Genomic DNA, 19,314 nt, shown 5'->3' on the forward strand with positions numbered 1-19,314 from the left:
AACCGGGGTGTTCGGCATGACCCGGACGACGGGGGTTCCGGCAGCGAGGCGGCCCTCGATGGTGGCGGTGGTGATACCGGCCGCGGCGCTGATCACCAGGCGGTCGGGGGCGACATGCGGGGCGAGTTCGTCCAGCAGCCGGTCCATGTCCTGGGGCTTGACCGCCAGGATGAGGGTGTCGGCACGCTTGGCCGCTTCGGCGTTGCCGACGACCTCGACTCCATAGCGGTTGCGGAGTTCCTCGGCCCGCTCCGTGCGCCGGGCGGTGACCAGGAGCGCGCCGGTCGGCCAGCCCGACCTGATCATTCCGCTGAGCAGGGCCTCACCGATCTTTCCGGTTCCGAGCACTGCGACGGTCTGGGGCATGCGGGTCACCTCGCCAGAGTGGTCCATGTCCGCGGTCCGTTCGTCCGTGGACATGGACATCCTTGCACCGTGCAGCTGCCGGGGTCGGCGGTGTCCGATGGGCGGTCCCCCGTGCGGTCATGCCGTGCGGCGACGGAGGGTGGCCGCGCCGAGAGCGAGCACCAGGAGCGCGCAGCCGCCGACGACTGCGGCGTCACGGATGAAGTCCCCTGTCATGTCGGTGTGGCGGAGTACCTGGTTCATACCGTCGACCGCGTATGACATCGGCAGCACGTCCGAGAGTCCTTCGAGCACGGGCTGCATGGTGTCGCGAGGTGCGAACAGTCCGCAGAGCAGCAGCTGCGGGAAGACCACGGCCGGCATGAACTGGACCGCCTGGAACTCGGAGGCGGCGAAGGCGGAGACGAAGAGGCCGAGTGCCGTTCCGAGCAGGGCGTCCAGCAGGGCCACGAGCAGCAGCAGCCAGGGCGAGCCCACCACGTCGAGGCCGAGGAACCACAGCGCGAGGCCGGTGGCCAGGGCTGACTGGATGACGGCGAGTAGTCCGAAGGCCAGTGCGTAGCCGGCGATGAGGTCGCCCTTGGCCAGCGGCATGGCGAGTAGCCGTTCGAGAGTGCCGGAGGTGCGTTCGCGCAGGGTGGCGATGGAGGTCACCAGGAACATGGTGATCAGCGGGAAGATCCCGAGCAGTGACGCGCCGATGGAGTCGAAGGTGCGCGGGCTGCCGTCGAACACGTAGCGCAGCAGGAAGAGCATCACGCAGGGCACGAGAAGCATCAGCGCGATCGAGCGCGGGTCGTGGCGCAGCTGGCGTAGCACGCGGGCCGCGGTGGCGAGGGTGCGCGAGAGGGAGCGTGCGAGGCGGGAGTGTCCGGGGCCGGTGGCGTCGGGCGCCGGGCGATTCGTGCCCTTCGCCGTGGCGGTGGCGGTGGTCGCGGGTGACGGGTGGGCGTTCATCGGGCTGCCTCCTGGAAAGCCTTGGCCGTGTCCACGAGGTGGAGGAAGGCGCCCTCGACGGTCCGGGTGTCATGGCGGTGGCGCAGGGCTTCGGGTGTGTCGTCGGCGAGGAGTTCGCCCTCGCGCAGGAGCAGCAGCCGGTGGCAGCGTTCGGCCTCGTCCATGACGTGCGAGGAGACCAGGATCGTGGTGCCGCGCTCGCCGGCGATGCGGTGGAAGAGGTCCCACAGGTCCCGGCGCAGTACGGGATCGAGGCCGACGGTGGGCTCGTCCAGTACGAGCAGCTCAGGGGTGCCGAGTAGGGCGACGGCGAGCGAGACGCGGTTGCGCTGGCCTCCGGAGAGGTTTCCGGCGAGGACATCGGCGTGACCGGTGAGGTCGACGTCGGCGATGGCCTGGGTGACATGGGTGCGGCGGCGTTCGGCGGCCGTGCGGCCGGGGTCGAGGATCGCGACGAAGTACTCCAGGTTCTGGCGAACGGTCAGATCGTCGTAGACGGAGGGCGCCTGGGTGACGTAGCCGATGCGGGAGCGGAGCGAGACGTCGCCTGCGGGCCGGCCGAGGACCCGGAGGGTGCCGCCGACCTGGGCCTGGGTGCCGACGATGGCGCGCATGAGGGTCGACTTGCCGCAGCCCGACGGGCCGAGCAGGCCGGTGATCCGGCCGCGCGGCACGTCGAAGTCGAGCCCTCGGAGCACTTTCCGGGTGCCGCGGATGACGGTGAGGGCGCGGGCGTGGATGGCCGCTCCCTCGGTGTTCTCGGCGTCCTCTGCCTTGTCAGTCGACCCCGGAGCATTATTCATCATGCGATGAATAATGCTCCGGGGTGCCGGGGGCGTCAAGGCGTTCGGCGGCACGCGCCGGGCCCGACTCAGGACATGCCGGGGACCAGCGGCACCACCCAGGGCCGCTTGGCGGCAAGCCGCAGCGTGCCGACCGTGGAGCGCACGATCCGTTCCTTGACGAGGGCTGCCGGGGCGCCTTTGAGGAATCGGTCACGCGGGCTGTCGTCCGGGCGGACGAACTGCACCAGCCCGTCATGGCGGCCGAGGCTGACGCACTGCAGCAGGAACCCGAAATCCAGCGGACGCGGCCGACTGCCGCGGAACTCGGCGATGAGCGAGGTGGCGACGTGCGAGCCCGTGGGGATCGCGGTCGCGCACGCCATGCGCAGTGCACCGGCTTTGGGCGAGTGGGCTGCTGCCGCGTCCCCCGCGACATACACCTCCGGGTGGGACAGGGAGCGCAGCACGCCGTCGACCGCGACCCTGCCGGAGGGGTCGATGGCCAGCCCGGCGGCTGCGGCGAGTTCGCTGTTGGGCGCCATCGCGGCCGTCCACACCACCTCGTCGGCGTCGACGTCGTCGGCATGCGCGACCCGGTGACCTTCATGGACGCGCACGCCGCGAGCCGTCAGCACGCCGCGCACATGGTCACGCCCACCTGCTGACAGACCGGGGCCGATCTCGGCGGCCGAGTGCAGCCGGACACTCCAGCCGGGATGAGCCTCGGCAAGCTCGGTGGCGAGCTCGATACCGGTGAGTCCGCCGCCGACGACCGCGAGTGAGCCGGGACCGTCCAGCAGCCGCTTGTGCAGTGCTTCCGCCGACTCCGGGGTGTGGACACGCCCGCCGATGTCCGCGGGCGCCGCTGACGTACGGCTGCCCAGTGCGTAGACCAGCCGGTCATACGGGACACGGTGACCGTCGTCGGTGGTCACCGCGCGTGCGGCGAGGTCGATGGCGATCGCACGGGCCGGGATGTGCCGGATGCCGGTGGAGTGCAGGAACCCGGCGAGCGAGTGCGTGGCGTCGGGGCGGCCGGCGGCGAGCTCGTGCTCGCGGATGCGCTCGCTGAAGCGGTCGCTGGGGTCGACCAGGGTGACATGGGCGTGCGGGGCGAGCCGCAGTGCGGCCATCAGCCCCGCGTAGCCCGCCCCGATCACCAGAACCCGCGGCGCGTTCTCGTTCGCGATCTTGTTCTTCTTCTTCGTCGTCATACAAGGGGGACGACGCGGGTCCGGGAAGTGTGACACTCCCCCGGGCTGCTACTCCGACGCCAGGTGTCGCAGCTTGTCGGGGTTGAGGACGGCGTCGACCTCGGTGATCCGCCCGTCGAGCACCGTGAACGCGTACACGCCGGTCATTCCGGTCGCCGTGTCGGTGAAGACCAGTCCGGGAGCGCCGTTCACGTCCCGTACCGTGAACGCCATCGACGCCGGATCGAAGGCGCGCATGAGCCCCTGGGTGAAGCGAGCGACCTTCACCCGGCCCAGCACCGGCACCCTGGCCGCGCTGACCTTTCCGCCACCGTCCGAACGCCAGACCACATCCGGGTCGAGGATCTCCAGCAGGCCTTCGAAGTCGCCACCCAGCACCGCCGTGAGGAAGGCGTCCACGGCGCGCCTGTGCTCGACGCGGTCGACCGAGCGGCGCGGCGCCTCGGCCCGCACCCGGCGGCGGGCCCGTGAGGCGAGCTGGCGTACGGAGTCGGGTGTACGGCCGACCGTCTCGGCGATCTCCGTGAAGGGCACGGCGAACACGTCATGGAGGATGAACGCCGTGCGCTCGGCCGGAGTCAGCCGCTCCAGGACGGTGAGCAGCGCCATCCCGACCGACTCGTCCAGAGTCACCCGGTCCTCGGGCCCTGATTCGGTGACCACAGGTTCGGGCAGCCAGGGGCCGACGTAGGCCTCACGGCGTGCCCGGGCCGAGCCGAGTTGGTCGTAGCAGATCCTGCTGACGACGGTGGTCAGATACGCCCGTGGGTCCCGGGCTTCCCCATCGGGCAGGCGCTGCCAGCGCAGCCAGGACTCCTGTACGGCGTCGTCGGCGTCCGCGACCGACCCGGTGATGCGGTAGGCGATGCCCCACAGGCGGTCGCGCTGCTCCTCGAAGAGTGCGAGCTCTGCCATGGTCCGGCCTTCCCTCCTGCGCGTGCGCTATGTCGACAGAGGGACGCCGGAGTGCCGAGAAATGTGACATCCGACCTCAGCTGCCGGGCTTCGGCTTCCTCTTGCGCCGGGCCGCCGGGTTGCCGGTGCGGCTCACCCTGCGCTTCTCGTACTGTGCGCGTGCCGTCCCGTACTCGGTGCGGTGCAGCTTCTCCCCGGGAGCCTCGGTGAGGGAGCGGAGGAAGTAGGCGAGCAGCGAGCCGATGAAACCGATCATCTTCAGGCTGCGCAGCGCCTCGTCCCGCGCGGGGTCCGCAGGGCGCCGGGTGAAGCCCTCCCAGGTCTTGCGGAAGGCGAGGGCGCTGCACACCGCGAACGTGACGACGAGGAGCAGGTTGACGAAGCCGCCCATGTCGCCCGCCGCCAGGCTCTGGTAGGCGAAGCGCAGGACGAGGCAGCCGGCGGTAGCCGCCGCCAGCGAACCGGCGGCGACGGCGACCCGGCGCATCGTGTAGCCGCCGTCGTGGGCGACCCAGGTGGTGCCGAAGAAGCGAATCGGCTCGGGCTGCGGGCCGCTGCTCCCATCGCCCTCGCCGGTCCGGTCGCCCCCGCGGGTGCCACTGCTTCGGTCGTCGTCGTGGTTCTCGCTCACGAGATCGATTATCTCCGGTGCGAGCGAAGGAACGCCGGGGGCGAGGCGTCAGGTGCAGCGGCTCGCCACATATCCGTCGCTGCCCGTGTTCACGTAGGCGTCGGAGACGAACTCGCCGTTGGCGATGTTGTCCCAGAGGTTCGAGGTCCCGTACGGGCCGGTCACCCGCTCGCCGGGCTTCTGGCAGTTGATCGGAACCTGGGAGCCGTACGGCAGCACCCTGAGGATCTGGTAACGCGTGCCAGGCCCGCTGCGAACATTCAGGCGGTAGCCCGGGGCGACCGGGTACCGAGGGACGGCGTACGACGCAGCGGCCCCCTCGTTTCGTTCGGCACCTTCGGTCTCCTCGACAGCCATGACCGGCCTCCCCCACTTGATCCGGCACTGGCCGGCATCTGCTGACAATGGCTCAAAATGCGTGCGCCGCGCAGGCTAGCAAGCCGCCTCGGTCTCGCACGAACCATCGACTAGGCTCCGTGCGTCGCGCGTGCGCAACGACGAACACGGGGGTGGGCGATGCCACCGCTGCGCAGCACCGGGCCGAATCCGGAAGCGGAACGGCCGACCGGGCCGGAGCAGCCGGAAGACGCCGGGCAGTACCGGCTCGGGGACTGTCTCGGCTCGGGCGGCATGGGTGTCGTACACCTGGCCACATCCGCGTCGGGGCTGCGCCTCGCCATCAAGGTCGTCCATACCGAGCACGCCTCGGATCCCGAGTTCAGGGCGCGTTTTCGGCAGGAAGTGGCCGCGGCTCGGCGGGTCAGCGGTGCTTTCACCGCGCCGGTCGTGGACGCCGATCCGGATGCGCCGAGGCCCTGGATGGCCACGCTGTTCATCGAAGGCCCGACCCTCGCCGAGCGCGTCAAGCGGAACGGTCCGCTGGGGCTCGGAGAGCTGGGCAGGCTCGGCGCAGGACTGGCCGAGGCCCTGCGGGACATCCATCGCGCGGGTGTCGTGCACCGCGATCTCAAGCCCAGCAATGTGCTGCTCGCCGCCGACGGGCCGAAAGTCATCGACTTCGGGATCTCGCGCCCGTCGGACAGCGATCTCCGGACCGAGACGGGGAAGTTGATCGGCACCCCGCCGTTCATGGCTCCCGAGCAGTTCCAGCGCCCTCGCGACGTCGGTCCCGCCGCCGATGTGTTCGCGCTCGGGGCGGTCCTGGTGCATGCGGCGACCGGACGCGGGCCCTTCGGGTCGGACAGCCCGTACATCGTGGCGTACCAGGTGGTGCACAACGAACCGGATCTGGCGGGGGTGCCCACCGAACTCGTACCACTGCTGACGCGCTGTCTCGCCAAGGAGCCCGAGAACAGGCCCACTCCAGGTGAGGTGATGGCAGAACTTCGATCACCGGTCGGCGAGGTCGACACCGCCTTCCTTTCGCGGGTGGCAGCGGATCTGCCGGACCGGCCGGACCCTGAACCGGAAGCCTGCGCCGGCCCCGCACCGCGGAGCACCACGCGGCTGCGGTTGCGGCTGCGCTACGCCGTCGTGGGCCTCGCCGCCGCCGGTCTGCTCACCGCCGCCTACACGGGTATCCGCGCAACCGGTTCGGACCCCGTTCAGGCCTCGTCCGGGGGCGCCGAGCCCGACACCGGTAAGACCGCCACCGCACCCTGGCGGAGCAGCTTCGCATCCGGCAACACGGCAACGGCCGGGGACGGAGGCGGGGGTTCACGGGCCACTCCCGCGTGTGTCTCCGACGGCACCGGCCTGTACTGCTCGGCACCGGGGGTCATGGCCGCGCGGCTGTCGATGGCGGGCGGCACGCGGCTCTGGTCGCGCCAGGCGCCTGTCGGCGCCGGCACCACCGACCGGGCGCCCTTGCTGTCGGACGGGCTGCTGTACGTCTCCACGAACGGGGGCAGACGACTCGATGTCCTGGACCCGGAGACCGGCGCCACCCGCTGGGGCCGGGATCTCGGCGCGTACGCGCCGGTTGCCTTCAGCGGGGGGATCATATTGCTGATGGGGCCGGACGGGAACGTGCGGGCGCTCGACGGTGCATCGGGCAGGGAGCGCTGGCGGGCGCGGCGCGGCGGGCCTGGTACACAGTGGATGTCCGCTCCGGAAGGCTCACGAAGCTCCGGGACGCCCGGGGAGATCTTCGCCGTCACACCGGAACCCGAGGGCCGGAGCACGCTCGTCCGGGTCGTGGCAGTGGACAGCGGTGAAGTGCGCTGGGAGAAGCAGCTCAAGGGCACGCTGAAGCCCGTGGCGGTGGACGCTCCGGGTACGGGCGGGAGTCAGGGCTCGCTGCTGCTCACGGAGGATGACGACGGCTTCACGAGCGCGCTCGTCCGTCTCGACTCCCCATCGCGCCAGGCGCGGCGTGTCCCGCTGCCGCTACGGGTCGACCAGGCCCAGGTGGCGTCCTCGGGCGGGACTGCCTACGTCGTGGGCGCGGGGGGCGCGCTGATGGCCCTGGACACAACGGCGGAACGCGGTGAAGCCGAGCGGTGGCGGCTGGAGACCTACCTGACCCGGTCGTCGCAGCCGACGGTCCACGAAGGCCGGGTCTATGTGAGCGGCGCCGACGGGCGACTGCTGGCGGTCGACGCCGAGCGGGGTGCCCTGCTCGGCCAGACCAGACCCCGGATACCCGCAGCGAGTGCGACCGTCGCCTCGTCGCTGCCCGCGCCCGTGGCCGTGGACGGCAGGGTCTTCGCCGGTGCCCCCGACGGCTCGGTGTTCGCCGTACCCGCTGCTGACCCCGCGCGCTGGTGACCGGCTTCGCGGTACGCGTGCACCCGCGAAGCCGGTCACCCCGCGCGAAGCCGGTCAGTCAGGACGGGCAGGCAGGCAGGGGCGGCTCAGCCCTGACCGGAAAGCAAGGGGCAGCTCAGTCGAGCTTGGAGACGTCCCGGACCGCGCCCTTGTCCGCGCTCGTCGCCATCGCCGCGTAAGCCCGCAGCGCTGCGGAGACCCTGCGCTCGCGGTTCTTCGGCGCATACACCCCGTCCAGCGCCTCCCGTCGGGCAGCGAGCGTCGCATCTCCGACGACCAGCTCGATCGAACGGTTCGGGATGTCGATGCGGATCAGATCGCCGTCCTCGACCAGGGCGATGGTGCCCCCGGACGCCGCCTCGGGCGAGGCGTGGCCGATCGACAGGCCCGAGGTACCGCCCGAGAAGCGGCCGTCGGTGACCAGGGCGCAGGCCTTGCCCAGGCCGCGGCCCTTCAGGAAGGAGGTCGGGTAGAGCATCTCCTGCATACCGGGGCCGCCGCGCGGACCCTCGTAGCGGATGACGACGACATCGCCTTCCTTGATCACCTTGCTCAGGATCTTGTCGACGGCCTCCTCCTGGGACTCGCAGACCACGGCGGGGCCCTCGAAGGTCCAGATCGACTCGTCCACGCCCGCGGTCTTCACCACGCAGCCGTCGACGGCGAGATTGCCCCTCAGCACGGCCAGCCCGCCGTCCTTGGAGTACGCGTGCTCGACGGAACGGATGCAGCCGTTCTCGGCGTCGGTGTCCAGGGAGTCCCAGCGCTCCGACTGCGAGAAGGCGGTCGCCGAGCGCACGCAACCGGGCGCCGCGTGCCACAGCTCGACGGCTTCGGCCGACGGGGAGCCACCGCGCACGTCCCAGGTCTTGAGCCAGTCCGCGAGCGAGGCGGAGTGCACGGTGTGCACGTCCTCGTTGAGCAGCCCGCCTCGGTAGAGCTCGCCCAGGATGGCGGGGATGCCGCCGGCTCGGTGGACGTCCTCCATGTAGTACGTGCCGCCGGGGGCGATGTTCGGTGCGACCTTGGCCAGGCAGGGGACGCGGCGCGAGACCGCGTCGATGTCGGTGAGGTCGTAGTCGAGCTCGGCCTCCTGGGCGGCGGCCAGCAAGTGCAGGATCGTGTTGGTCGAGCCGCCCATGGCGATGTCGAGGGCCATGGCGTTCTCGAAGGCGGCACGGGTCGCGATGTTGCGGGGCAGGACGGACTCGTCGCCCTGCCCGTAGTAGCGCTTGGTGATCTCGACGACCGTGCGGCCCGCGGTCTCGTAGAGGGCCCGGCGGGCGGTGTGGGTGGCGAGGGTGGAGCCGTTGCCGGGAAGGGAGAGGCCGATGGCCTCGGTGAGGCAGTTCATCGAGTTGGCGGTGAACATGCCGGAGCAGGATCCGCAGGTGGGGCAGGCGTTCTCCTCGATACGGAGCACGTCCTCGTCCGACACGTTCTCGTTGACCGCGTCCACGATGGCGTTGATCAGGTCCAGCTTGCGAACCGTGCCGTCGACCAGGGTGGCCTGACCCGCCTCCATCGGACCGCCCGAGACGAAGATGGCCGGGATGTTGAGACGCATGGCGGCCATCAGCATGCCGGGAGTGATCTTGTCGCAGTTGGAGATGCAGATCAGGGCGTCCGCGCAGTGTGCCTCGACCATGTACTCGACCGAATCGGCGATCAGGTCGCGGGACGGCAGGCTGTAGAGCATCCCTCCGTGTCCCATGGCGATCCCGTCGTCCACGGCGATGGTGTTGAACTCACGGGGGACCGCGCCGGCGGCGAGGATCGCGTCGGAGACGATCCGGCCGACCGGTGCCAGGTGGGTGTGGCCCGGCACGAACTCGGTGAAGGAGTTGGCGACCGCGATGATCGGCTTGCCGATGTCCGCGCTCGCTACGCCCGAAGCCCTCATCAGGGCGCGGGCGCCCGCCATATTGCGGCCGTGGGTGACTGTGCGGGACCTCAGCTCGGGCATCGTCGCTCGCTCCTTTTGACAGTGCTGGCTCCATCGAGCCTACGCCGCTGCTCCAAGATCTGGACATCGAGTCCGCGATACGGGACGGTGTTCCGCCTTTCGGGCAACCCGGCACGCGGACCGAAAGGCGGACCCGTCGGGCGATCAGCTTCGATCGGCGCGCTGGGAGCGGACTCGTGCCCGCCTCAGTCCTCCGTCAGATACCGCTGAAGCGTGGGTGCGACCATCGCGATGATCTCCTCCGGGTCCGCGCTGACCAGCGGCTCCACCTTGATCACATAGCGCAGCACCGCGATCCCGATCATGTGCGACGCGGCGAGCTCGGCGCGGAACTTGGGGTTCGGCACGTCGAGGTCCGCCGCCACCCGTTCCAGCAGCCGCCGCAGGACGAATCCGCGCAGCACCTTCGCCGCTGCGTCATGCGTCAGCGCGGACCGGAGGATCGCCAGCAGCGGCGCTCTCGTCGCCGGGTTCTCCCAGACGCCGATGAAGTGGCGTACGAGTCGCTCGCCGATGTGCCCGGTGCCCTCTTCGAGGATCGCCGGTACGAGCATCGCGGGCTCGAAACTGACCTCGATGGCCGCGGCGAAGACCTCGTCCTTGGTGCCGAAGTAGTGGTGGACGAGCGCCGGATCGACGTTCGCGGCCTTGGCGATTCCGCGCACGGATGTCTTGTCGTAGCCACGCTCGGCGAACTCTGCACGGGCCGCCTGGAGGATGCGTTCCCGGGCACCCGGCCCGCTGTCCGCCTCCGTGCGGGCGGGACGGCCGCGACCACGCCGCCTCGGGGCGGCCGCGGCGGTCATGATCCGCCCGCGGTGCCGCCGAAGGCGTCCGCCTCCGCCCCTTCCGGCTCGTCGTCCGAGGCGGCGGCCGAGGCCAGATGCAGCCGGGTGAACGCCAGCGCCTCGGCAAGGTCCGCCTCACGCTCCGCCGCCGACATCGCCCGACGGGTGTTGACCTCGATCACGACATGCCCGTCGAAGCCGCTGCGGGCCAGCCGTTCCAGCAGCTCGGCGCACGGCTGGTCGCCGCGTCCCGGCACCAGGTGCTCGTCCTTGGCCGAGCCCTTGCCGTCGGCCAGATGCACATGCGCGAGCCGGTCGCCCATCCGGTCGACCATGGCCAGGGTGTCCGTACGGGAGGTGGCGGTGTGCGACAGGTCGACCGTGAAGTGCCGGTAGTCCTCCTTGGTGACGTCCCAGTCGGGGGCGTACGCCAGCATCTCGCGGTCGCGGTAGCGCCAGGGGTACATGTTCTCGACGGCGAACCGCACGTCCGTCTCGTTCGCCATCCGCCAGATCCCGGACACGAAGTCGCGCGCGTACTGCCGCTGCCAGCGGAACGGCGGATGCACCACGACGGTCGACGCGCCCAGTTGCTCGGCCGCGGCCTGCGCGCGCTGGAGCTTCACCCAAGGGTCGGTGGACCAGACCCTCTGAGTGACCAGCAGGCACGGCGCGTGGACCGCGAGGATCGGCACCTCGTGGTAGTCGGAGAGCCTGCGCAGCGCCTCCAGGTCCTGGCTGACCGGGTCGGTCCAGACCATGACCTCGACCCCGTCGTATCCGAGGCGCGCGGCGATCTCGAAGGCCGTCGCCGTCGACTCCGGGTAGACGGAGGCCGTCGACAGGGCGACCTTCGCATCCGGGATACGCACCACTGGATCTGGATCTGCCACGAGAGACAGATTACGGGCCCGGTGCTGCCGCGACTGAAGGTGGGGAGAGGGCATCAGTCGGACGTCAGTCCGTGGGCAGGTGGTCCAGGCGGCGCAGAATCACACCTTCGCGCAGCGCCCAGGGGCAGATCTCCAGCTCATCGACGCCGAAGAGGTCCATGGCCCCTTCCGCCACCAGAGCCCCGGCGAGCAGCTGGCCCGAGCGGCCCTCAGAGACCCCGGGCAGCATCGAACGCTGGGCGGAGGTCATGGTGGCCAGCTTGGGCACCCACTCCTCCAGGGCGGCGCGGTTCAACGCGCGCTGCACGTACAGGCCGTCGGCGGTACGCGCGGCGCCGGTGATACGGGCCAGTTGCTTGAACGTCTTGGAAGTGGCGACCACATGGTCCGGGCGGCCGAAACGGCTGAACTCATGGACCGTACGGGCGATCTGCGCCCGTACATGGCGGCGCAACGCACGCACGTCGTCGGGCTGCGGCGGGTCGCCCGGGAGCATCGCGGCAGTGAGCCGTCCGGCGCCCAGCGGCAGGCTGACCGCGGCGTCCGGGTCCTCGTCGATCCCCAACGCGATCTCCAGCGAGCCGCCCCCGATGTCCAGGACCAGCAGCCGGCCGGCGGACCAGCCGAACCAGCGGCGGGCGGCCAGGAAGGTGAGCCGGGCCTCCTCCTCGCCGGTGAGCACGGTGAGGTCGACCCCGGTCACGGTGCGGACGCGCGCCAATACGGCGTCGGCGTTGGTCGCCTCGCGCACCGCGGACGTCGCAAAGGGGAGGACGTCCTCGCAGCCCTTGTCCTCGGCGGCCTGGAGTGCGTCTTCGACGGTGGCGATGAGCTGGTCGACGCCCTTGGCGCTGATGGCTCCGTCCTCGTCGAGGAGCTGGGCGAGCCGCAGCTCAGCTTTGTGGGAGTGGGCAGGCAGAGGGCACGCACCGGGGTGTGCGTCCACCACCAGCAGGTGCACCGTGTTCGAACCGACGTCGAGGACTCCGAGTCTCATGAACGGAACGCTACTGCTGTCTCGCGCATACGCTTGACCCGTGCCAAAGACGAAAAAGACGAAGCAGGGCAAAGCAAACCGGGAGAGTGCCGGGCAGCCGGTGAAGCTCGGAAAGCCCGCGCAGTCGGTGGAATCCGTGGAGTCGGTGGAAACCGTCGGGTCAGTGGAATCCGTGGGGCCCCTGGAGCCCGGGCGGACCTCCGCACCCGGCCGGGCCGATCGGCCCGGCCGACCCGACGAACAGGGTCTCGACTTCCCACGCGCCTGGGTGGAGTTCGCCGACCCGGCGGACGACGAACAGGTCTTCCGCTGCGACCTGACCTGGCTGACCTCCCGCTGGAACTGCATCTTCGGCAGCGGCTGCCAGGGCATCCAGGCGGGCCGTGCCGACGACGGCTGCTGCACGCTGGGGGCGCATTTCTCGGACAAGGACGACCAGAAGCGGGTCGCCCGGAACGTGGCACGACTCACTCCCGAACTGTGGCAGTTCCACGATGTGGGCACCCGGACGGGCTGGACGCAGAAGGACGAGGACGGTGAGCTCCAGACCCGGCGCTGGGAAGGGTCCTGCATCTTCCAGAACCGCCCGGGGTTCTCGGGCGGCGCCGGCTGCTCGCTGCACATCCTGGCTCTCAAGGAGGGCCGCGAGCCGCTGGAGGCCAAGCCCGACGTGTGCTGGCAGCTTCCCGTGCGGCGCACGTACGACTGGGTCGACCGCCCCGACGACACCCGGGTGCTGCGGATCTCGATCGGCGAGTACGACCGCAGGGGCTGGGGCCCTGGCGGGCATGACCTGCACTGGTGGTGCACATCGGCGACCTCGGCGCACGGCGCGGGCGAGCCGGTGTACGTGACCTACCGCCCTGAGCTCGTGGAGCTGATGGGCGAGGCGGCGTACGGCGTACTGGTGGAGCTGTGCGAGGCACGACTGGCCAGGGGGCTGCCGCTGCTGGCCCCGCATCCCGCGGATCCGGCGGCCCCGAGGGACGGGCGTACCAACCCGGCCTGATCCCCGGGCGAACCATCTGCCCCGGCCTGCCTCCGGCCGATGCGGCCGACCCCGCCCTGCCCGCCTCGTCTGCGTGCATCGGGCGGATGCGGCTCACGCGCGCGGCCCCGGTGGCTGCCTCCGAGTGGGCGCCCCGGGGCCGGTGCGCGCCCGGCAGGAGGCCGCACACGGTCCGGGGAAACGCTTCCTCAGTTCGGTGACGGGGCCGACGGCTGCGCAGGATCGCCCGGCGGCGGCTCCGCGGGGTCGGACGGCGGCGGTGTCTCTCCGGGCGGGGGGTCGGTTGCCGGAGGCGGTTCGCTGGCGGGCGGTGGTTCCGTCGCCGGGGGCGGCTCCGGCATGGACGGTTCCTCGGAGGGCGGGGGCGGTTCGGCGGGCGGGGCCGGATCGGTCTCGCCATGCCCGTCCAGCTCCAGGACCGCGCCCGAGGGGTCGACGCCCACACGTGCCGTCCAAGGGCCTTCCGGCTCGGCGGCGTGGTCCACGTACACATGGACGGTGAAGGACTCCCCCGGCCGTAGGACGCCGGACGTGACACTCGCGTAGAGCCAGGGCGCGTCCGTCCACAGTGACCAGGACACCGGGGCGCCACCCGACGCGGTGAGGGTGATCATCGTCGTGTCGCCGGACGGCTGGGCCTCGACCGTGAGACGGCCCGGCCCACGCCCGAAGGCAGTGGAGCCGGTCAGCGGCTGCCCGGGGCTGATGACCTCGATGGACACCCCGCCGGATGTGGCGACGGGGTGGCTGCCCACGCTCACGGCTCGCCCGCCGGGACCGCGCTGCGCGTTGCCGGCGGTCTCGTAGTCGCCGTAGCCGCGGCCGTCACGGCGGAAGCCGTCCGGTCGCTCCGCACCGTCCTCGTCGGCGGCACCGTCGAGTTCCCCGGCGAACAGCGGGGAACCGCCTTGGTGGTCACCGTCGGTGGAGGTACCGCGGTAGGCCCCCCAGAGCGCAAGCACGGGCGCGGCCACGACCGCCGCCACGACGGCCGTGGTGACCGCCCTGGTCCGCAACCGGCCGCGCTGAGCCGCGTGGCTCCTCGGGTCCACGGGGAACCCGTCCCGGCCGAAGCGCGGTGATCCGGCGCGCTCTCGCGGTACGTGCGGCATCGCCGCGTAGGCCTCGGCACGCGGCGCGGGGACGAGGGGCAACTGCCCGACCGGCCCTCCGAATGTCCGCCTCGGCGAATCGGGTGCGCCGGCCGGAGCCGGCGCCCCCTCCGCGCCTTCCGGCAGAGTGACCGATGAGCCGGGCCAGGGCCCGCCGGCCCCGGCGCGCTCGGCGGCGCGGCGGCAGCGCGGGCAGTCGTCCACATGCCGCACGAGTTCGCGCCGCAGACCGGCCGAGAGCAGCACTTGGTGGTCCTCGGTGAGCCTGGCGATCGAGGGGCAGTCGCCGGCCTCCACCACGGCGAGTGCCGCACGGGTGCGCTCCACCTCGCAAGCCGCGGACGCGAGCAGCTCACGGGTGCGCACGGGCTCCATGCCCAGTACGGCGGCGACTTGGCGCGGTACGAGGCGGTGACGTACGGCGAGCTCCAGCGCCTCGCGCTGCTCGGGGGTGGTGCCGGCAGCCTCCGGCCAGGCGAGCCTGGCCAGTTCGGCCCGATGCCGCTCGGCGACATCGGGCGGGATGGTGCGCACGGACTCCGTGGGCGCCGTCTCGTCACAGCCGGACCGCGCGGACCGGGCATGGGCGCGGCCCTGCGCACGGGAGCCGTGCGCACCGCGGGTCCCCTCGGCATCCGCGCGTAACCCACCTGAGCGCTTGCCGTGCGCGCCGCCGCCCGTGCCCCGACGCCGCCTGTGCCGCCGCTGCTCGGCGAGGGCTCGCAGGCAGGCCCAGCGGGCGAGCGCGTACAGCCATGCCTTGCGCTCGGTCTCGCCGCTCGGGCAACGCCGGTGCTGACGCTCGGAGATGGCCAGGACGTCGCCGAGCACCTCCGTCGCCGCTTCGTGGTCGCACAGCGCCGCCAGGCAGTAGGTGAACAGCCCGTCCAGATACGCCTCGTAGCGCGCGGGCGACGCCTGCACGAGGGTCTCGGGTGGTTCCAGCATGCTGCTCGTCACAGTTTGACCGTAGGCGCCGAAGGGCACTCAGTTCGCGCCACTTAGGGGCATTTACTCCTTACGGGTGAACGTTTCTGTTAAAAGAGGACCGGGGCATGTGCCCGGCGCGGATGCCCCGGTGCCAGGCGCCCTTCTCCGGCGCTCTCGCCGGTGCCTTCCCCCGGCGGCCGTCGTGCGATCGCGGCGCTCCCCCTCGGCCGCCCTCGGCCGATGTCAGTGGGGGCCGCTACGGTTCTCCGCATGGCTGCCCGTACGAAATCCGCGAAGGACCGGCCGTCCTATCGCTGCACCGAATGCGGTTGGACGACCGCCAAGTGGCTCGGTCGCTGCCCCGAGTGCCAGGCCTGGGGCACGGTCGAGGAGTACGGCGCGCCCGCGGTCCGTACGACGGCCGCCGGGAGGGTCACCAGCGCCGCGGTGCCGATCGCGCAGGTCGACGGTCGGCAGGCCACGGCCCGCACGACCGGTGTCGACGAGCTCGACCGGGTGCTCGGCGGGGGCCTGGTGCCGGGCGCGGTGGTGCTGCTGGCCGGCGAGCCCGGCGTGGGCAAGTCCACGTTGCTGCTCGACGTGGCGGCGAAGGCCGCGAGCGACGAACACCGCACCCTCTATGTCACGGGTGAGGAGTCGGCCAGTCAGGTGAGGCTGCGCGCGGACCGGATCCACGCACTGGACGACCATCTGTATCTGGCCGCCGAGACCGACCTCTCCGCCGTTCTCGGGCATCTGGACGCCGTGAAGCCCTCGCTGCTCATCCTGGACTCCGTGCAGACGGTGGCGTCCCCCGAGATCGACGGGGCACCGGGCGGCATGGCGCAGGTGCGCGAGGTGGCGGGTGCGCTGATCCGCGCGTCCAAGGAGCGCGGGATGTCCACCCTGCTGGTGGGACACGTCACCAAGGACGGCGCCATCGCGGGTCCGCGGCTGCTGGAGCACCTCGTGGACGTCGTGCTGCACTTCGAGGGCGACCGGCATGCCCGGTTGCGGCTGGTCCGGGGCGTCAAGAACCGTTACGGCACGACGGACGAGGTCGGCTGCTTCGAGCTGCACGACGAGGGCATCACCGGACTCGCCGACCCCAGCGGCCTGTTCCTGACCCGGCGGGACGAGCCCGTCCCCGGCACCTGCCTCACGGTCACACTGGAGGGGCGCCGCCCTCTGGTCGCCGAGGTCCAGGCGCTCACCGTGGACACCCAGATCCCCTCACCCCGGCGCACCACCTCCGGTCTGGAGACCTCCCGGGTCTCGATGATGCTGGCCGTGCTGGAGCAGCGGGGCCGCATCAGTTCCCTGGGCAAAAGGGACATCTACAGCGCGACCGTCGGCGGGGTGAAGCTCTCCGAGCCCGCAGCCGATCTCGCGATCGCGCTTGCTCTGGCGTCGGCGGCGAGTGACACACCGCTGCCCAAGAACCTGGTGGCGATCGGAGAGGTGGGGCTCGCCGGCGAAGTGAGACGGGTCACTGGTGTGCAGCGCAGACTCGCCGAAGCACACCGCCTCGGCTTCACGCACGCTCTCGTTCCGGCAGATCCCGGCAAGGTCCCGCCTGGTATGAAGGTCACGGAAGTCGCCGACATGGGGGACGCGCTGAGGGTGCTCCCGCGCGGGCGCAGGGCAGAGGCCCCACGAATGGACGAGGTACGCCGGTAGACTTTGCCCTGGTCTCGCCCATCCGTACGAGCCGGAGGAGAGCAGTGGCAGCCAACGACCGGGGCTCGGCCCCCGGAAAGTCCGGCGGAGGCTCCGGGGGGTCCGGCAAGGAGTGGCTGATGCGCGCCTCTCTGAGTGCGGTCGCTCCGGGCACCGCCCTGCGCGACGGACTGGAGCGCATCCTGCGGGGTAACACCGGTGGGCTGCTGGTCCTCGGTATGGACAAGTCGGTCGAATCGATGTGCACCGGCGGCTTCGTGCTGGACGTGGAGTTCACCGCGACGCGGCTGCGTGAGCTGTGCAAGCTCGACGGGGCCCTGATCCTCGACAAGGACATCACCAAGATCCACCGGGCCGGTGTGCAGTTGGTCCCCGACGCCTCCATCCCCACGGAGGAGACGGGCACCCGGCACCGGACCGCCGACCGGGTCTCCAAGCAGTGCGGTTTCCCCGTGGTCTCGGTCTCCCAGTCGATGCGGCTGATCGCTCTGTACGTGGACGGGGAGCGGCGGGTCCTGGAGGAGTCGGCCGCGATCCTGTCCCGGGCGAACCAGGCACTGGCGACCCTTGAGCGCTACAAACTGCGTCTTGACGAAGTCGCCGGGACGCTGTCCGCGCTGGAGATCGAGGACCTGGTGACGGTCCGCGATGTCACGGCGGTCGCACAGCGACTGGAGATGGTGCGCCGGATCGCCACGGAGATCGCCGAGTACGTGGTGGAGCTGGGCACCGACGGACGTCTGCTCGCCCTTCAGCTCGACGAGCTGATCGCGGGCGTGGAACCGGAGCGCGAGCTGGTCATCCGCGACTATGTCCCGGAGCCGACGGCGAAGCGGTCGCGCACGGTGGACGAGGCCCTGGCCGAGCTGAACGACCTGACGCATCCCGAGCTGCTCGAACTGCCCACCGTGGCACGGGCGCTGGGCTACAGCGGATCACCTGAGACCCTGGACTCCGCGGTCTCGCCGCGGGGTTACCGTCTGCTGGCGAAGGTGCCGCGGCTGCCCGGCGCGATCATCGAGCGCCTGGTCGAGCATTTCGGGGGACTCCAGAAGCTGCTGGCCGCGAGCGTGGACGACCTCCAGGCGGTCGACGGTGTCGGCGAGGCCAGAGCGCGCAGCGTCAGGGAGGGGCTGTCCCGACTGGCGGAGTCCTCGATCCTGGAGCGCTACGTCTGAGTTCTTCTCAGGTCCGGTCCCCGTCGGGGCTTTCGCCCCAGGGGACCGGACCTTGGACAACGCGTCGACCCAGTCCTTCCAGTCCTTCTAGTCCTTCTCAAGGCGGAAGGACGCGGGGACGATCTTCGCCCCGGGGAAGCTGGCCTCCACCAGATACGTGCCGGGCCGCGCCTGTCCCGCGGGCGGGGTGGCGCACTTGGCCGGGGCGCTGGGGCGCCGGTCCCAGTCGACGAAGTGGGACACGGTCGAGTTCGCCGGGACGCTCAGCAGCACGCTGCCACCGCCCTGCGGGCAGTCCTTTGTGGACCAGACAGCGTCGTCGGCGTCGTCGGTGACCGTCAGCACCGCGGCCTTGGGGCCGAAGTCCGCCTTGCAGGTGACGGCCGAGGTGTTCCGCGCGATGAGTTCGAAGCGCGGCTTCTCCCCCAGGGCGTACGAGATCTTGGCGCTGCGCAGCGTCAACTTCAGGGCGCCGGAGGCACAGTTCGGCAGGGGCGAGTTCGCGGGCACCCGCAGGCCGCCGCTCGCGCTCGGGTCGCCGTCGCCGTTCTTGCCGGTGCCTTCTTCGCCCTCCGCACCGCCGTCGGGGGCTCCGGTGCCACCGCCTCCGTCGCCCCCGGTGTTCCCGCTCGAAGCGCCTCCATCGGCTTCGTCACGGCCACCAGGCCGTTCGCTGATCGCGGGACCGGAAGGCTCGTCTCCGGGCGTGATGGAGGGCGCCGGACCCGCGCCCGGCTTGCCGTCGTCACCGGTGCCACTCCCTCCGTCACCGAAGCTGACCGCCCAGGCGACCAGCATGGCGAGCAGCGCGAGGAGGGTCAGCGCGACTGCCCTCCGGCGCCAGTAGATGGAGGAGGGAAGCGGCCCGATCGGATTGCGCAGAGATCCCACGTACCGAACTGTACGAGAGATCGGGGGCAACTCCCGCCCCACCCGCCGCCCATGGGGCGCGATTCTGTCGATCATCATCACGGGGTCGTAGGGGAGCGCCGTCGTATCGACCCCCTTCGTGTACATAGGTGAGTCCGGTGACATGTACGCCTCCCCGATCACCCGTCGAGGGCCCCGCCACCACCACGCGACCGCCACGCGACCGCCGGGCCGGCAACCGCTCCGGCGACCTTTCGGCAGCCTCTCGGCCACGGCACGGAGCGCATGCGCCG

The 19,314-nt window shown here is 71.2% G+C and carries 17 protein-coding genes (1 of these 17 running past the window's edge); 4 read left to right on the top strand and 13 right to left on the bottom strand.

Features of this window, described 5'->3' with window-relative positions:
- From proC to V1460_RS34025, 7 genes are all read right to left on the bottom strand, one after another.
- Positions 1 to 366 carry the beginning of a pyrroline-5-carboxylate reductase gene (gene proC, locus V1460_RS33995; protein WP_338678326.1) on the bottom strand. It extends 444 nt beyond the left edge of the window, so 366 of the gene's 810 nt are visible here — the first part of the coding sequence; it begins with the start codon at positions 364 to 366; its stop codon lies off the left edge, out of view.
- 117 nt (positions 367 to 483) lie between these two features.
- Positions 484 to 1,323 (bottom strand): ABC transporter permease, encoded by an 840-nt coding sequence (locus tag V1460_RS34000; protein ID WP_338677427.1) that lies wholly within the window; start codon positions 1,321 to 1,323, stop codon positions 484 to 486.
- Positions 1,320 to 2,129, bottom strand: a complete 810-nt coding sequence (locus V1460_RS34005; RefSeq protein ID WP_407077569.1) for an ABC transporter ATP-binding protein — start codon at positions 2,127 to 2,129, stop codon at positions 1,320 to 1,322. The genes V1460_RS34000 and V1460_RS34005 overlap by 4 nt, the downstream gene beginning before the upstream one ends.
- A gap of 65 nt (positions 2,130 to 2,194) precedes the next feature.
- A complete protein-coding gene (locus V1460_RS34010) occupies positions 2,195 to 3,322 on the bottom strand; it encodes an FAD-dependent oxidoreductase (protein ID WP_338677428.1) in 1,128 nt (375 codons plus the stop codon).
- A gap of 48 nt (positions 3,323 to 3,370) precedes the next feature.
- Complete coding sequence (sigJ, locus tag V1460_RS34015; protein WP_338677429.1) at positions 3,371 to 4,237, bottom strand: RNA polymerase sigma factor SigJ; 867 nt, start codon at positions 4,235 to 4,237, stop codon at positions 3,371 to 3,373.
- Between the two features lie 76 nt (positions 4,238 to 4,313).
- On the bottom strand, positions 4,314 to 4,868 hold the full coding sequence (locus tag V1460_RS34020) for a hypothetical protein (RefSeq protein ID WP_407077570.1): 555 nt from the start codon (positions 4,866 to 4,868) through the stop codon (positions 4,314 to 4,316).
- 48 nt (positions 4,869 to 4,916) lie between these two features.
- Entirely contained in the window at positions 4,917 to 5,225 is a 309-nt protein-coding gene (locus V1460_RS34025; protein ID WP_338677430.1) for an SH3 domain-containing protein, read from the bottom strand.
- A 159-nt stretch (positions 5,226 to 5,384) separates the two neighbouring features.
- Here V1460_RS34025 and V1460_RS34030 point away from each other — a divergent pair, with 159 nt between their 5' ends.
- Positions 5,385 to 7,598 (top strand): serine/threonine-protein kinase, encoded by a 2,214-nt coding sequence (locus tag V1460_RS34030; RefSeq protein ID WP_338677431.1) that lies wholly within the window; start codon positions 5,385 to 5,387, stop codon positions 7,596 to 7,598.
- 115 nt (positions 7,599 to 7,713) lie between these two features.
- Here the strand turns inward: V1460_RS34030 and ilvD are convergent, their stop codons facing one another.
- The 4 genes from ilvD to V1460_RS34050 all read right to left on the bottom strand — a co-directional run bounded on the left by ilvD (position 7,714) and on the right by V1460_RS34050 (position 12,242).
- Positions 7,714 to 9,564: a dihydroxy-acid dehydratase gene (ilvD, locus tag V1460_RS34035; protein ID WP_338677432.1), complete on the bottom strand. Its 1,851-nt coding sequence runs from the start codon at positions 9,562 to 9,564 to the stop codon at positions 7,714 to 7,716.
- Positions 9,565 to 9,749: 185 nt separating this feature from the next.
- Positions 9,750 to 10,370: a TetR family transcriptional regulator gene (locus tag V1460_RS34040; RefSeq protein ID WP_338677434.1), complete on the bottom strand. Its 621-nt coding sequence runs from the start codon at positions 10,368 to 10,370 to the stop codon at positions 9,750 to 9,752.
- Positions 10,367 to 11,227, bottom strand: coding sequence for a sugar phosphate isomerase/epimerase (locus V1460_RS34045; RefSeq protein ID WP_338678329.1), 861 nt, complete (start codon positions 11,225 to 11,227; stop codon positions 10,367 to 10,369). Before V1460_RS34045 ends, V1460_RS34040 begins: the two co-directional genes overlap by 4 nt.
- Before the next feature lie 82 nt (positions 11,228 to 11,309).
- Positions 11,310 to 12,242, bottom strand: a complete 933-nt coding sequence (locus V1460_RS34050) for a Ppx/GppA phosphatase family protein (protein WP_338677435.1) — start codon at positions 12,240 to 12,242, stop codon at positions 11,310 to 11,312.
- A 181-nt stretch (positions 12,243 to 12,423) separates the two neighbouring features.
- Between V1460_RS34050 and V1460_RS34055 the strand changes: the two genes are divergently transcribed.
- Positions 12,424 to 13,251: a hypothetical protein gene (locus V1460_RS34055; protein WP_338678330.1), complete on the top strand. Its 828-nt coding sequence runs from the start codon at positions 12,424 to 12,426 to the stop codon at positions 13,249 to 13,251.
- A 188-nt stretch (positions 13,252 to 13,439) separates the two neighbouring features.
- Here V1460_RS34055 and V1460_RS34060 read toward each other — a convergent pair whose 3' ends face one another.
- Positions 13,440 to 15,311 carry a BACON domain-containing protein gene (locus V1460_RS34060; protein WP_338678332.1) on the bottom strand — a complete coding sequence of 624 codons (1,872 nt, stop codon included), beginning with the start codon at positions 15,309 to 15,311 and terminating at the stop codon, positions 13,440 to 13,442.
- Positions 15,312 to 15,563: 252 nt separating this feature from the next.
- Here V1460_RS34060 and radA point away from each other — a divergent pair, with 252 nt between their 5' ends.
- Together radA and disA are read left to right on the top strand one after the other, a co-directional pair.
- Positions 15,564 to 16,973 carry a DNA repair protein RadA gene (gene radA, locus V1460_RS34065; protein ID WP_338677436.1) on the top strand — a complete coding sequence of 470 codons (1,410 nt, stop codon included), beginning with the start codon at positions 15,564 to 15,566 and terminating at the stop codon, positions 16,971 to 16,973.
- Positions 16,974 to 17,017: 44 nt separating this feature from the next.
- Positions 17,018 to 18,151 carry a DNA integrity scanning diadenylate cyclase DisA gene (disA, locus tag V1460_RS34070; RefSeq protein WP_338677437.1) on the top strand — a complete coding sequence of 378 codons (1,134 nt, stop codon included), beginning with the start codon at positions 17,018 to 17,020 and terminating at the stop codon, positions 18,149 to 18,151.
- An 87-nt stretch (positions 18,152 to 18,238) separates the two neighbouring features.
- Here the strand turns inward: disA and V1460_RS34075 are convergent, their stop codons facing one another.
- Positions 18,239 to 19,042, bottom strand: coding sequence for a hypothetical protein (locus V1460_RS34075; protein WP_338677438.1), 804 nt, complete (start codon positions 19,040 to 19,042; stop codon positions 18,239 to 18,241).
- Between the last annotated feature and the right edge of the window lie 272 nt (positions 19,043 to 19,314).

This window comes from Streptomyces sp. SCSIO 30461, from assembly GCF_037023745.1.
In the GTDB taxonomy this organism is placed as follows: domain Bacteria; phylum Actinomycetota; class Actinomycetes; order Streptomycetales; family Streptomycetaceae; genus Streptomyces.

Bases quoted from the DNA above. Each gene is read 5' to 3' on its own strand.
- V1460_RS34000 (WP_338677427.1), bottom strand. From the start codon at position 1,323: ATGAACGCCCACCCGTCACCCGCGACCACCGCCACCGCCACGGCGAAG.
- V1460_RS34005 (WP_407077569.1), bottom strand. From the start codon at position 2,129: ATGATGAATAATGCTCCGGGGTCGACTGACAAGGCAGAGGACGCCGAG.
- V1460_RS34010 (WP_338677428.1), bottom strand. From the start codon at position 3,322: ATGACGACGAAGAAGAAGAACAAGATCGCGAACGAGAACGCGCCGCGG.
- sigJ (WP_338677429.1), bottom strand. From the start codon at position 4,237: ATGGCAGAGCTCGCACTCTTCGAGGAGCAGCGCGACCGCCTGTGGGGC.
- V1460_RS34025 (WP_338677430.1), bottom strand. From the start codon at position 5,225: ATGGCTGTCGAGGAGACCGAAGGTGCCGAACGAAACGAGGGGGCCGCT.
- V1460_RS34030 (WP_338677431.1), top strand. From the start codon at position 5,385: ATGCCACCGCTGCGCAGCACCGGGCCGAATCCGGAAGCGGAACGGCCG.
- ilvD (WP_338677432.1), bottom strand. From the start codon at position 9,564: ATGCCCGAGCTGAGGTCCCGCACAGTCACCCACGGCCGCAATATGGCG.
- V1460_RS34040 (WP_338677434.1), bottom strand. From the start codon at position 10,370: ATGACCGCCGCGGCCGCCCCGAGGCGGCGTGGTCGCGGCCGTCCCGCC.
- V1460_RS34050 (WP_338677435.1), bottom strand. From the start codon at position 12,242: ATGAGACTCGGAGTCCTCGACGTCGGTTCGAACACGGTGCACCTGCTG.
- V1460_RS34060 (WP_338678332.1), bottom strand. From the start codon at position 15,311: ATGCTGGAACCACCCGAGACCCTCGTGCAGGCGTCGCCCGCGCGCTAC.
- radA (WP_338677436.1), top strand. From the start codon at position 15,564: ATGGCTGCCCGTACGAAATCCGCGAAGGACCGGCCGTCCTATCGCTGC.